The 12,542-nt window shown below is 70.2% G+C and carries 11 protein-coding genes; 7 read left to right on the forward strand and 4 right to left on the reverse strand.

The genetic code is table 11. The annotated features are described in order from the left end of the window. Positions 1-37: 37 nt before the first annotated feature. Positions 38-1,216, forward strand: coding sequence for a glycosyltransferase family 2 protein (locus RHM57_RS01645; RefSeq protein WP_322189467.1), 1,179 nt, complete (start codon positions 38-40; stop codon positions 1,214-1,216). Positions 1,217-1,297: 81 nt separating this feature from the next. Here RHM57_RS01645 and RHM57_RS01650 read toward each other — a convergent pair whose 3' ends face one another. Together RHM57_RS01650 and RHM57_RS01655 are read right to left on the reverse strand one after the other, a co-directional pair. Further along, positions 1,298-2,623, reverse strand: a complete 1,326-nt coding sequence (locus RHM57_RS01650; protein ID WP_322189468.1) for an O-antigen ligase family protein — start codon at positions 2,621-2,623, stop codon at positions 1,298-1,300. Positions 2,624-2,691: 68 nt separating this feature from the next. Then, complete coding sequence (locus RHM57_RS01655) at positions 2,692-3,996, reverse strand: O-antigen ligase family protein (protein WP_322189469.1); 1,305 nt, start codon at positions 3,994-3,996, stop codon at positions 2,692-2,694. Between the two features lie 92 nt (positions 3,997-4,088). Here RHM57_RS01655 and RHM57_RS01660 point away from each other — a divergent pair, with 92 nt between their 5' ends. From RHM57_RS01660 to RHM57_RS01670, 3 genes are read left to right on the forward strand one after another with little or no spacing between them, the layout of a single operon-like run. Beyond that, a complete protein-coding gene (locus RHM57_RS01660; protein ID WP_322189470.1) occupies positions 4,089-5,858 on the forward strand; it encodes an FAD-dependent oxidoreductase in 1,770 nt (589 codons plus the stop codon). After that, positions 5,855-6,157, forward strand: coding sequence for a rhodanese-like domain-containing protein (locus tag RHM57_RS01665; protein WP_322136378.1), 303 nt, complete (start codon positions 5,855-5,857; stop codon positions 6,155-6,157). The genes RHM57_RS01660 and RHM57_RS01665 overlap by 4 nt, the downstream gene beginning before the upstream one ends. 1 nt (position 6,158) lies before the next feature. Further along, complete coding sequence (locus RHM57_RS01670) at positions 6,159-6,479, forward strand: metal-sensitive transcriptional regulator (RefSeq protein WP_134449034.1); 321 nt, start codon at positions 6,159-6,161, stop codon at positions 6,477-6,479. Between the two features lie 45 nt (positions 6,480-6,524). Here RHM57_RS01670 and RHM57_RS01675 read toward each other — a convergent pair whose 3' ends face one another. Next, complete coding sequence (locus RHM57_RS01675) at positions 6,525-8,675, reverse strand: hypothetical protein (protein ID WP_322189471.1); 2,151 nt, start codon at positions 8,673-8,675, stop codon at positions 6,525-6,527. 150 nt (positions 8,676-8,825) lie between these two features. Here RHM57_RS01675 and manA point away from each other — a divergent pair, with 150 nt between their 5' ends. Further along, complete coding sequence (manA, locus tag RHM57_RS01680) at positions 8,826-10,127, forward strand: mannose-6-phosphate isomerase, class I (RefSeq protein WP_322189472.1); 1,302 nt, start codon at positions 8,826-8,828, stop codon at positions 10,125-10,127. Positions 10,128-10,169: 42 nt separating this feature from the next. Here the strand turns inward: manA and RHM57_RS01685 are convergent, their stop codons facing one another. Then, positions 10,170-11,150, reverse strand: a complete 981-nt coding sequence (locus tag RHM57_RS01685) for a GlxA family transcriptional regulator (RefSeq protein WP_134449031.1) — start codon at positions 11,148-11,150, stop codon at positions 10,170-10,172. Positions 11,151-11,243: 93 nt separating this feature from the next. On the opposite strand from RHM57_RS01685, the gene RHM57_RS01690 reads away from it, so the two are divergent. After that, positions 11,244-11,384, forward strand: a complete 141-nt coding sequence (locus RHM57_RS01690; RefSeq protein WP_322189473.1) for a hypothetical protein — start codon at positions 11,244-11,246, stop codon at positions 11,382-11,384. Between the two features lie 144 nt (positions 11,385-11,528). After that, on the forward strand, positions 11,529-12,497 hold the full coding sequence (gene galE, locus RHM57_RS01695) for a UDP-glucose 4-epimerase GalE (protein WP_322189474.1): 969 nt from the start codon (positions 11,529-11,531) through the stop codon (positions 12,495-12,497). Positions 12,498-12,542: the final 45 nt, after the last annotated feature.

Here is a 12,542-nt window from a genome sequence, read left to right on the forward strand (position 1 = left end):
TGAAGGATTAGCTGTACCCGCCGTCCCGAAGGAAATGATGTCCGACACGTCTGTCGCCGAGCTCGAACTGTCCATTGTCATGCCGTGCCTGAACGAGGCCGAGACGCTGGCGATCTGCATCGACAAAGCGCAGGGCTACCTGGTACGGTCGGGAGTCCGCGGAGAAGTCGTCATCGCCGACAACGGCAGCACCGACGGATCCCAGCAGATCGCGATCGAGCACGGCGCCCGCGTCGTCGACGTCGCGGCCAAGGGCTACGGCAACGCCCTGATGGGCGGCATCGAAGCAGCCAAGGGCACCTACGTGATCATGGGTGACGCCGACGACAGCTACGACTTCAGTTCCCTCGACCAGTTCGTCGAACGGCTCAGGGCCGGCGACGAGCTCGTGATGGGCAACCGGTTCCGCGGCGGCATCGAGCCCGGCGCCATGCCGCCCCTGCACAAGTACCTCGGCAATCCCGTGCTCTCGACCATCGGGCGGATGCTGTTCCGCTCGGAGATCCGCGACTTCCACTGCGGCCTGCGCGGCTTCAACCGGCAGTCGATTCTCGACCTCGGCCTGATCACGACCGGCATGGAATTCGCCAGCGAGATCGTCGTCAAGTCGACCCTCGACGGCCTCCGGGTGAGCGAAGTGCCCACGACGCTCAAAAAGGACGGCCGCAGCCGTCCGCCGCACCTCCGCAGCTGGCACGACGGCTGGCGCCACCTCCGGTTCCTGCTGCTCTTCAACCCGCGCTGGTTGTTCCTGATCCCGGGTTCCGTCGCGTTCGCCCTCGGAATCCTCGGCTCCATCCTGCTCGCCTTCGGACCGGTGAAGATCGGCACCGTGGGCCTCGACGTATCCAGCCAGGTCTACCTCGCAGCGCTCGCCGTCGTGGGCTACCAGGCGATGCTCTTTGCGCTGCTGACGAAGCTCTACGCGCAACACGAGGGTTTCCACCTGCCGCGCAGCCGGGCCTTCGAACGATTCGCCCAGCGGGCGAGCCTCGAAAGCGGCGTGATCGTCGGCCTGATCCTCTTCGTGATCGGCTTCGCCGTTGCCATCCTCCAGCTGAGCGTCTGGGCCGCCTCCGGATTCGGCGCCCAGGACCCTGTCGACACGATGCGGCTCGCGGTTCCGGCGGCCCTGTTCATGATGCTCGGGTTCCAGACCGCGATGTCGGGGATGTTCCTCGGGATCCTGTCCATCGACATCCGTCGCCCGCGCTAGCGCCCCGAGCGGCGTCGCGGGCCTAGGTGAGGTGTCGCAGATCGACGTTCGTGAGCACTTTTAACGTCGATATGCGACACCTCACGTGGGGTGTTCGGCCTCGTCGTCGGTCTCGGGCGGGCGGGGCCTGGGCGGCAGGGCGCTGCGCCAGCTCTTGCCCTGCGCGGCGGAGAGGGCGCAGATCAGGAGCAGCAGCCAGCCGGCCTCCACGAGAACAGTGCTCTCCGCGAGGCTCGTGACGATCAGCACCACGAGGATGAGCGGCGCCCACGCGTAGATGAGGGTGCGCTTGTTGGAGGCGAGCACCCAGGACCGCCAGAAGGCGAGTACGACGAGGACCAGGAAGCTCAGGAAGCCGATCACGCCGAGCTGGAAGTACACATCGAGGAACGCGTTCAGTCCGGTCTCGTAGTGTCGGCGGGTGCTGAAGTCGAGCCACCCGTACGGGGTCGCGGTCCCCGGCCACAGGCCCGACCAGCCCCAGCCCTCGAGCGGGTGCAGACCCACGAGGCGCCACATCTCCCGCCACAGGGTCGCGCGCACGCCGAATTCGCTGCGGGCGTTGAGCGCTTCGACAATGGCCCCGCGGGTGAGGAACGCGACGACCCCGGCGACGACGGTCACGCCGAGGAGGGCGAACTGCAGCAACCGGCGGCGCGGCTGGGGAGTGTTGCGCAGCCAGGTCAGGGCGAGACCGGCGAGACCGACGAAGACCGCGACGATGAAGATGACCGGAGACCCGGTGAGCAGGAGGCAGGCGGTCGCCCCGATCAGTGAGACGATCGCCACCCCGCGCCGCACCGACCGGGTCCGCAGCTCGATGACGAAGGTGACACCCGCGATGAGGGCAGCGAACCCGAGCGCGTTGCGGGAGCCGAAGATGCCCTGGATCGGGCCGAGCTCGTCAAGATGCCCCTGGATGTCGAGGAACCGGATCGGCGCGTCGAGCAGCAGTCCGGCGACGATCTCCAGGGCGACGGAGGTCGCGAGCAGCACCCGGAGCACGTCCCCTGTCGCCCGCACGATCTGGATCATGGTGCGCGCGAGCACGATGTAGAGCGCGAGGAAGGCGAAGGCGAGCTGGTAGATGAGCCCGATCGCCGTCGCGAACGGGTACCCGGTCCAGAGCAAGGACAGTGCGCACCAGCCGAGGAATACCAGGATCGAGATCGGCAGCAGCCCGTGCCATTCGATCTGTTTCCTGCGGGCGACGAGGGAGAACGCGGCGAGCACGACGAGTCCGCCGAGCACGCCGATCAGGCCGGGCCAGCCGACCAGCCCGCGCAGGAAGACCGAGCCGAACGCTGTCGCGATCGTCGCCTGGGTCAGCGCCGTGGCGAAGTGCGGGCCCCGGAAGAGCCGCATGAGTGCCCTCGGTAGTTCGGGGGAGTGCGCGCGGGAGTTCATGGGCTTCCTAGGCTACCCGCCGGCATCCGCCCCGCCCGGTCTGGCGTGTTCCGCAGTCACACGGATGCCTATGGCATCGGCCGGTTCAAGGCCTGCTGTCTCTTGGTGGTGACGCTGACGAGCACGAGGAGAACCCAGCCGTATTCGATGAGCAGCCGGCTCTCTGCGACACTCTGGGCGATGAGCGCGGCCATCAGGAGCAGCGGGAGCAGGGCGGAGACGGTGTACGGGGCGGTGTCGGAGACGGTCGTGCGCGGCCGGTCGACCGCGAGGAACCAGGACCGCCAGAGGGCGCCGGCGACGATCGCGACGAAGGCGATGAGGCCGATCATCCCGACCTGGAACCAGACGTCGAGCCAGGCGTTGTGCGCCTGCAGGTAGACGACGCCCTTGCGGTTCGCGAGGCCCGCGAAGGGTTCGGCCCACGGCACCCAGTAACTGACCCAGCCCCAGCCGAATGCCGGCCGCTGCACGGCGAGGCCGGTGACGCTCGCCCAGATGTCGAGGCGGCCGGTGAGGTCCTCGCTTTTACCGAAGAGGCTGAGCAGCCACGGCGACAGGGTTGCCACCGCGACCCCGCCGGCGACGATGAGGCCCGTGGCGGCGACATAGACGGGACGGCGGCGCTGCGGGCCGCGGCGGCGGGTCCAGAGGGCGAAGATCAGCACGATCGCGACGAAGCCGGCGGCGAGGGTCACGGTCGCAGAGCGGGTCAGCACCAGCACGACCGCGGCGGCGGCGAGCCAGGCGATGCCCCAGCCGCGCCGGACTGTGCGGGCGGCGAGCTGTACCGCGAAGACGATGACCGCGAGGAGAGCGACGAAGCCGAGCAGGTTGCGGTTGGCGACGATGCCCTCGATCGGGCCGCCGTGGAAGAGCAGGCCGCGGGACCAGTAGAACGCGTCCGGGATCTTCTCGCCGGGGTAGGACACCCAGAGCGGGAGCACCGGCTGCCGCACGAAGGCGCCCACGATCACTTCGAAGAGCAGCGACAGGGCGATCACCCAGCGGAGCGCCGCGGCCAGGGTGCGGAGCAGTTCGGCCCAGCTGAGCACGAGGGCGAGGAAGAGCGCGGCGATCGTCGTGGCCCAGAGCACGGCGACGCCGATGGTCGAGGCGCCCGGGTAGAAGGACCAGGCGATGGACAGCGTCGTGATCACGAGGAAGACGCCGATCGAGCGCGGGAACTTCGACCAGACCCAGTCCGGCTTGAGGCGGACGAGCAACACCACGCTGCCGACGAGAACCACGACCGCGATGGCGCCGAAGCCCCACCAGCCGAGCAGGTTGCGCCAGAATTGACCGGCGAGGGCCGTGAAGAACACGAGCGTCGCAAAGGACCGGACGACGAAACGGCTCTGTACGGCGGGCATGAGTCCTAGAGTACTGCCGAGGTTCCCGCCCAGCTGCTGTCGAGCACACAGCCACCCAGACATTTTTATACCCATGGGGGTATAGTTCAGCCATGAAGATTCTTATTGTGGGCGGAGTGGCGGGCGGCATGTCCGCTGCGACGCGGATGCGCCGGCTCGACGAAGCGGCAGAAATCATTGTATTCGAGCGCGGGCACTACGTGTCCTTCGCGAACTGCGGGCTGCCCTACTACGTGGGCGGCCTCATCGAAGACCGGTCGGCGCTGCTCCTGCAGACGCCCGAGTCACTCGCGAGTCGTTTCCGCCTCGACGTGCGCATCGACCACGAAGTCACCGGCATCGACCGTGCGGCCCGGACGGTCAGCGTGCGGGACACGGTGACCGGGACCGTCACGACCGAAGGCTTTGACCGTCTGGTGCTCGCGGCAGGGGCGACGACCCGCAGCGTGCTCCCTGCCGGGTCGGACCTGCCGGTGCACACCCTGCGCACGGTCGACGACGTCGACCAGATCACCGCGCTCCTCACGCGCGCGTCCGGGCCGGGCTCCGCCGTCACTGGCCCCGCCGCCACGGTCGCCGCCGTCGTGATCGGCGCCGGCTTCATCGGCCTCGAAGCTGTCGAGAACCTCGTCCTGCGCGGCGTGCAGGTCACGGCCGTCGAATTCGCCGGCCAGGTGCTCGGGCCGCTCGACCCCGAGATGGCGGCCCCGGTTGCCGCGGTGCTGAAAGCGCACGGCGTGGACGTGCGGGTGGACACCTCGGTGCGGGGCGCATCCGCCGGGCGCGTGCTGCTCAGCGACGGAACGGATGTCGCGGCTGACCTGATCATCGAGGCGACCGGAGTGCTCCCGGACACCTCGCTCGCCGCTGCGGCCGGCCTGCGGATCGGCGAGAGCGGTGCGATCTGGGTGGACGACACCCAGCGGACGAGCGACCCGCTCATCTATGCCGTCGGCGACGGCGCCGAGAAGATCGATGCGATCAGCGGCGGGCCGACCCGGATCGCGATGGCCGGGCTCGCCAACCGGCACGGCCGCGCCGCCGCGGACAGCATTGCCGACAGCGCAGCCGGCGCTTCCGGGGTCTCCGTCGCCGCGGAGCCGGCCTTCGGCGTCGCGATCGTCGGCGTCTTCGGCACGACCGTCGCCATGGTCGGCTGGAGTGAACGGCGCCTGCTGGCCTCCGGCCGGGGGCACCGGGTCGTGCACACCCACCCGAGCGACCACGCCGGCTACTACCCGAGGGCCGAGCAGATGTCGGTCAAGCTCCTGGTCGATGCCGCGACGGACGCGATCCTCGGCGCCCAGATCGTGGGCGGTCACGGGGTCGACAAGCGGATCGACGTGATCGCGACGGCGATGGCCGGCGGGCTGACGGCATCCGCTCTCAGCAGGCTCGAGCTCGCCTATGCGCCGCAGTACGGCTCGGCGAAGGACCCGATCAACCAGCTCGGCTACGTCGCGGACAACCTCGCGGCCGGCACCACCCGCAGCCTGCAGTGGCACGAACTGGCCGCGGCGCTCGCCGCGGGCGAGGCGTTGGTCGATGTGCGCACGGCGGGTGAGTTCGCGGCCGGGAGCATCCCTGGGGCGGTCAATGTGCCGCTCGATGAGCTCCGCGACCGGTTCGGCGACCTGCCGGCCGGGCCGCTCGTGGTGCACTGCCAGGTCGGGCAGCGCGGGCACACCGCCGCGCGGCTGCTCAGCCAGCTCGGCCGTGAGGTGCGTAACCTCGATGGAGGCTACAAGACCTGGGCGGCGGGCGCCGCGGCGCTCGCCGCGTCGCCGCGCGCCGCGGTCGCTCCTGCTCCTCCTGTTTTCCCCGTAGTTCCCACTCTCTCCACCGAAAGGATCGTCGCATGAAGGAAATCACCGTCACGGAGCTCGCCGCGCTCGACCACCCCGCCGTCGTCGACGTGCGCGAGCAGTCCGAATACGACACTGTCCACGCCGAGGGAGTGCGGTTGATCCCGCTCGGCGAGCTCGTGCAGCGCGTCGACGAGGTGCCGCGAACGGGCCCCGTCTACGTGGTGTGCCACCTCGGCGGGCGCAGCGCCCAGGCGACCGGCTTCCTCGCGGCGCAGGGCATCGACGCGATCAACGTCGTCGGCGGCATGGACGCGTGGCAGCGCGCCGGGCTGCCCGTTTCCGGAAAGGCCTGAGATGACTACTGAAACTGTCGCCGTAGCGGATGCCGCCGTTCAGCCCACCGCTGTGCAGGGGGCCGCGCACGCCGCGAACCAGAAGAAGATCCTGAACCGGTTGCGCCGGGCACAGGGCCAGCTCGGCGCGGTGATCGCCGCGGTCGAATCCGGCGGTAGCTGCAAGGACGTCGTGACCCAGCTCGCCGCGGTGTCGAGCGCCCTCGACAAGGCGGGCTTCGTGATCGTGTCCACCGCGATGCGCGACTGCATCGACAACCCGGACACCCCGAACGCGCTCACGGTCGACGAACTCGAGAAACTCTTCCTCACCCTCGCCTGACCCCGCGCGCCCGCCCCTGACCACAGGTCAGGGGCGGGCTGGGCATCAGCGCCGTACGAGGTGCGTGACCGTGAAGCCGCCGGGGGCGACCGCGACGGATGCGCGAGCCGGGTTCCCCCGCTCATCCGCGTGGGCGACGGGCCGGCCAGCGGCATCGTAAGCGGCCTGCTCCAGCCGGAACCCGCGCGGCACGAGCACGGGCCGCACGCTGGACTCCCGCGCGGCGCTCACGTACAGCGTCGAATCGCCGGCCGGTCCGGTCACCGTGACCGTGGACACGAGCGGCTGCAGCAGCAACGCGTCGATCGCCGCCGCCCCGCTCGACGTGCCGGTCACAGCGGTCGAGCCGGCCGGCAGCGTGCGGGACAGTGAGAGCGGCAGCAGGCGGCCGGGGGCATCCGTGATTCCCTGCGCCCCCGCGCCACCGTTCGCCGTGCTGCCCAGCGCTGCCCGGGCGGATGCCCAGCTCGTGTTCCCTGAGCGGGCTTCGGTCTGGTTCACGATCGGGTAGACGTTGCGGGCCTGGTCGTTCGCCGGGACGGGGACGCTGAGCGACCCGCCCTTCGTGAGGCTCACGTATGCACCGCCGGAGAGGTTGGCCTCGCCGGTCCACGCCGATGCGGGGGTGACGACCGAGCCGCCGGTGATCGTGCCGGACTCGGCTTCGACGACGCTGAGCCCTGCGGTTGCGACGGTCTTCTCGATTCCGAGCGCCTTGGCCCTAAGCTCGGGGTTCGCGTCGAGGGTGAGCATGGTCAGCAGGGTGTGGATCGTGGATTCGGCGCCCGAGTTCGGGTTGACCCGGCCGTCGCGCTCGATGCCGTCGATCGCGGTGCCTGTCGCCGGGTTGTATGCCGGGAGGCCGCTGCGGTTGGCGCCGAAGAACCAGCCGGCGTAGATCGCGGCGACGTCGAGCAGGCCGGGCGCGTTCGCGGCCTTCGCGGTCGCGACGAGGCCTTCGACCCGGGAGTCGACGCCGTAGGCGATCTGCGCCTCGCCGGGGGTCGGGCTCCACGCGTTGTCCGCCCCGCCCGCGGCGAGGAGCTGCGGGGTGAACTGGGCGGAGTCGGCGACGGCGGCTTTCAGTAGGTCGGGCCGGCCGAGCACGGTCCCGGCCGTCGCGACGGCGGCAGGGGCCAGGCCGCCCCAGGCGTGCCAGAGCGACTGCGACTTGTTCCACGGCAGGATCGCGCCGAACGGCCACTGGGTGAGCGAACCGGAGGACATCGCGGCGACGCCCTCGGTCAGCCGGGTGAGCGCGGTGCGCACAACGGTGTCGCCGGGGTCGGCCGCGCTGAAGGCGGCGAGGCCGATGGCGGCCTCTGCTGAGGCATCCGCCCCGCCGGCGATGAGCCAGGCCGGGACCTTCACGCCGTCGGCGACGTCGAAGGTGCCGTACCGGGCGAGGGACTGCCGGTTGAGCGCGTCGAGGCTGAGGTGCAGCCGGTCCTGGAGGAACGCGGCGAAGGCGGGGTCTCCGCCCGCGCCAGTGCCAGAGAAGGCCGCGTAGCCCTCGCCGAGGGCCCAGAGGGTGCGGGCGACCCAGTACGACTCCGCGGAGTCGCTCGGGTCCGGCAGTTCCTTGGGCGTTGCGCTCGGGGTCAGGGTGCCGTCGGCCTGTTGCCAGAGCACGACGTTGCCGGCGTTCGGGCCGGTCGCGGTCTGGAGGTAGGTCAGGGCGCGCAGGGTCTGCACCGCGTGGTCGCGGCTCGAGGCGTCGCCGGTGAGCTTCCAGTGCCGCAGGTAGACGACGGCGGTGCGGGCGATGTCGTCGGCGTTGTATGCGCCCTGGCTCCAGTGGCCGGTGCCTGCGTCGAGGGAGCCGCCGCCGATGCGGGTGTAGCTCCCGTCCGCGTTGCGGTTGGCGTAGGTCCATGGCGCCTGCGCGGTCGGCTGTTCGGCGAGGCGGTAGGTCGTGTGCTCCGCGGTCTGCGTGAGTGGAACCGCGTCGAGCAGGAAGTCCAGGTGAGCGAGGTTGGTGAGCGGCTGGCCTGCGGCGGGGGCCGGTGGCGTGGTGGTGCTGACGACCGCGGTTGCGGTGCCGCCGGCGACGGATGCGGCCGCCCGGCCGGGCTGTGCGGCCGCGGCTCCCGCACCGGCTCCCCACAACAGCAGCGAGACCGCGCTCGCGAGGGCGACGGAGCCCAGCGCCGATCGGCGCGGGGTGAAACGGAAACGAACGGCATTGTGCGTCATGCGTGACTCTCCTTTGAGTACTGAACCGGTTCAGCACTCTCCACTAAACCGGTTAAGGTAGCGAGTGTCAAGGGGGACCGTCGCCGGGCATCCGTGGGCGCCTTGATAGTTTGGACTCAACCGAGACGCACGAGACGTACAGGAGCAGTCATGTTTGTGGGCATCAGCAATACACCGCGGGACTACGCGTGGGGCTCGACGATCGCGATCTCGGGGCTGCTCGGCACGACTCCGTCTGGCAAGCCGGAGGCCGAACTCTGGCTCGGGGCGCACCCGGGGTCGCCGTCGGTAATCGAGGATCCCTCGCGCACGGGCGGGGCCAGGACCCTCGTCGACTGGATCCTCGCGGACCCCGAGCGGGCGCTCGGCTCCGCGCTCGCGGAGCGGGAGACCGACGCAGGGTCGGTGCCTCCGCGGCTGCCGTTCCTGCTCAAGGTACTCGCCGCCGCGAGCCCGCTCTCGCTGCAGGCGCATCCCACGAGTGAGCGGGCGCGCACCGGCTTCGCCCTCGAGAACGCCGCGGGCGTCCCCATCGATGCCTTCGACCGCAACTACCGCGACCAGTTCCACAAGCCCGAGATCATCTTCGCGCTGAGCGAGACCTTCGAGGCGCTCTGCGGTTTCCGCGAGCTCGGCGAGGTGCGGCGCATCGTGGGGGAGTTGCGCGCCCTCGACGCCGCGTCGGAGAACCCGCAGCCCGGAGCCCTCGACGCCCTCGAGAGCCGGCTGCTCGGTGACACCGGCCTGCGGGACACCGTGGACTGGCTGCTGCGTGACGGGCGCGGCGGCGACACCGGCGAGGTCTCCTGGCTCGTCGAGCGCATGGTCAGCCTCGCGAAGGACGCCGTGTATCTCGCGGAGGGCGGGGCCGCGATCCGGTTCCCGCTCGAGCTCGCGACCGTGCGCGACCTCGCCGTGGCGTACCCCGGCGACCCCGGCATCGTGATCTCCCTCCTGACCAACCGGGTCTCCCTGAAACGCGGAGAGGCCCTCTATCTGCCGGCCGGCAACATCCACGCCTACCTGCTCGGGCTCGGCATCGAACTCATGGCGGCGTCGGACAACGTGCTCCGCGGCGGGCTCACCCCCAAGCACATCGACGTCGACGAACTTCTCGACGTGCTCGCCTTCTCTCCGGTTCCGGTGCCCTACCTGGCCCCGATCGTGCACACGCCCGGCGTGTCCGAGTACCGGCCCGACGTGGACGACTTCGCGCTCGTGCACATCGAGGCCTCTGCGGCGGATGCTGCCGCTCCCGCCGCCGGGGTCCCGATGCGCCAGTTCACGCTCACGGGACCGGGAATCGCGCTCTGCACGGCCGGAGGCTTCCTCGTGGCCGGCGCCACGGCATCCGTCACCCTGAAGCGCGGCGAATCGGTCTACATCACCCCCGACGAGGGCACCCTCACCTTCGCGGGCGCCGGAGACGTCTTCCTCGCCACAACCCCCTAGTCCCCGCTCGCCGGTCCCTGCTCGGCGCGAGGAGCCCGGAGGTCAGCCGGCGCGGCGGGCCCCGAAGGTGCGCCGGTACGCGGTCGGGGTGGTCTGCAGTACCTTGAGGAAGTGGTGCCGCATCACGGCGGCCCCGCCGAACCCGGTGTCGCCGGCGATCTCCTCGAGGCTCCGCGTGCTCTCCTCGAGCAACTGCTGCGCCCGCAGCAGGCGCTGCCGGTTGAGCCACGCCGTCGGCGTCGTGCCGAGCTCCGCGCGGAAGCGCCGGGCGAAGGTGCGCGGCGACATCAGCGAGCGCCGGGCGAGTTCCTCGACGGGCAGCTCGCGGTCGAGGTTCTCGAGCATCCACGCGGTCACGCTCGCGAACGAGTCGCTGTCGCAGTCGACGACGGGCGCCTCGATGAACTGGCACTGGCCGCCGTCGCGCTGAGGCGGCACGACCATCCGCCTGGCGATGTTGTTGGCGACGGATGCCCCGAGCACCTTCCGCACGATGTGCAGGCACGCGTCGATGCCGGCCGCAGTACCGGCCCCGGTCACCACGCGGCGGTCCTCGACGAAGAGCACGTCGGGGTCGACCCGGGTCTGGGGGAATCGGCGCGCGAGGGCATCCGTGTACATCCAGTGCGTGGTGCTGCGCCGGCCGTCGAGGATGCCCGCCTCGCCGAGCACGAACGCGCCGCTGCAGACGCTCAGCACCCAGGCGCCCCGGGCCTCGGCGTCGCGCACGGCCTGCAGCACGGCGGGATGCACCGGTGTGCCCTTGTCGAATGCGGGAATCGCGAGCAGGTCGGCGTCGGCCGCCGCGGAGAGGTCTTCCGTCACGATGATGTCGAAGCCGAGCTTGGTGCGGATCGGCCCGGGCTCGGCGGCCGTCACGTGGAAGTCGAAGACGGGACCGCCGGTGTCGCTCCTGTCGATGCCGAAGACCTCGCAGATCACGCCGAACTCGAACGGCGCCATGTCGGGCAGGGCGATGCAGACGACCTTGTTGAGCGAGGCAGGGGCGAGCGCGGCGGGCATGCGAACCTCCGGTAACGGCATTGGCAGGAAATGGTCGAACACTGGCAAGACTGCCACTCGCGGCAGGATATCGCAATGCCTAGAGTTCCTGCCATGATGACATTCCTGGTCCTGGTTCTCGCCCTCCTCACCCTCTGGAGCGTCGTCGCGACGTTCACCACGGTGACCCGCGACGGCTACGGCGACCCGCAGATCGCCCGGCGCACCCACGGCCCCGACGACGACTGGCCCTGACCCACACGCGCTACTTCCGCTGCTTCGCGCCTGGCACGCCTGGCGCGAAGCGGCGCAGGGGGCGCGCAGCGCCGGAATCGGCCCGAACGCTAGGCTGGCAGCACCGGCATCGCTAGGTTGCCGAGCGATCCTGCGAGGGTAAACATGGCGTGGCTTGTCACCGGCGGAGCCGGCTATATCGGATCCCACATCGTCCGCGCGTTCCTCGCCGAGGGCATCGACGTCGTCGTGGTCGACGACCTCTCGAGCGGCCACGCCGAATTCGTCCCTGAGTCCGTGCCGTTCGTTCACGGCGACCTGCTCGACGGCCCTCTTCTCCTCAACACCTTCTCCGATCACCCGATCACGGGCGTCGTGCACGTCGCCGGTTTCAAGTACGCCGGGGTCTCGGTGCAGCGCCCGCTGCACGCCTATGAGCAGAACGTCACGGCCATGGCCACCCTCCTCGCTGCAATGCAGGAAGCCGACGTGAAGCGGATGGTGTTCTCCTCGAGCGCGGCCGTCTACGGCACCCCGACGACCTCGCTCGTCACCGAGGAGACCCCGAAGAGCCCGGAGTCCCCGTACGGCGAGACCAAGCTCATCGGCGAGTGGCTGCTCCGCGACCAGGCCGTCGCGGCCGGACTCAGCTACACCGCGCTCCGCTACTTCAACGTTGTCGGCTCCGGTGCTCGCGAGCTCCGCGACACGAGCCCGCACAACCTGTTCCCGATCATCTTCGACGCGCTCCTCGCCGGCCACACCCCGCGGATCAACGGCAACGACTACGCGACCCCCGACGGCACCTGCGTGCGCGACTACATCCACGTCGCCGACCTCGCCGTCTCGCACGTCGCGGCCGCCCGACTCCTCGACGCCGGCACGGCGATCGAACCCGTCTACAACCTCGGCAGCGGCGACGGCGTCTCCGTCGGCGAGATCATGACGACGGTCGCCCGCGTGACCGGCATCGACTTCACGCCCGACATCGGTCCCCGCCGGGCCGGTGACCCCGACCGCATCGTCACGAGCGGCGCGCTCGCGGCACGCGACCTCGACTGGAAGATGCGGCACAGCCTCGAAGAAATGGTGCGCAGCGCCTGGGAATCGCGGCAGGCGGCATCCGTTTCATAGGGCTCTGGACGCATATTCGTCAAGCCCCCGGCGAGGTCACATTTT

It is taken from the genome of Cryobacterium sp. 10S3, assembly GCF_034344045.1.
Lineage (GTDB): Bacteria > Actinomycetota > Actinomycetes > Actinomycetales > Microbacteriaceae > Cryobacterium > Cryobacterium glucosi.

Bases quoted from the DNA above. Each gene is read 5' to 3' on its own strand.
- RHM57_RS01645 (WP_322189467.1), top strand. From the start codon at position 38: ATGTCCGACACGTCTGTCGCCGAGCTCGAACTGTCCATTGTCATGCCG.
- RHM57_RS01650 (WP_322189468.1), bottom strand. From the start codon at position 2,623: ATGAACTCCCGCGCGCACTCCCCCGAACTACCGAGGGCACTCATGCGG.
- RHM57_RS01655 (WP_322189469.1), bottom strand. From the start codon at position 3,996: ATGCCCGCCGTACAGAGCCGTTTCGTCGTCCGGTCCTTTGCGACGCTC.
- RHM57_RS01660 (WP_322189470.1), top strand. From the start codon at position 4,089: ATGAAGATTCTTATTGTGGGCGGAGTGGCGGGCGGCATGTCCGCTGCG.
- RHM57_RS01665 (WP_322136378.1), top strand. From the start codon at position 5,855: ATGAAGGAAATCACCGTCACGGAGCTCGCCGCGCTCGACCACCCCGCC.
- RHM57_RS01670 (WP_134449034.1), top strand. From the start codon at position 6,159: ATGACTACTGAAACTGTCGCCGTAGCGGATGCCGCCGTTCAGCCCACC.
- RHM57_RS01675 (WP_322189471.1), bottom strand. From the start codon at position 8,675: ATGACGCACAATGCCGTTCGTTTCCGTTTCACCCCGCGCCGATCGGCG.
- manA (WP_322189472.1), top strand. From the start codon at position 8,826: ATGTTTGTGGGCATCAGCAATACACCGCGGGACTACGCGTGGGGCTCG.
- RHM57_RS01685 (WP_134449031.1), bottom strand. From the start codon at position 11,150: ATGCCCGCCGCGCTCGCCCCTGCCTCGCTCAACAAGGTCGTCTGCATC.
- RHM57_RS01690 (WP_322189473.1), top strand. From the start codon at position 11,244: ATGATGACATTCCTGGTCCTGGTTCTCGCCCTCCTCACCCTCTGGAGC.
- galE (WP_322189474.1), top strand. From the start codon at position 11,529: ATGGCGTGGCTTGTCACCGGCGGAGCCGGCTATATCGGATCCCACATC.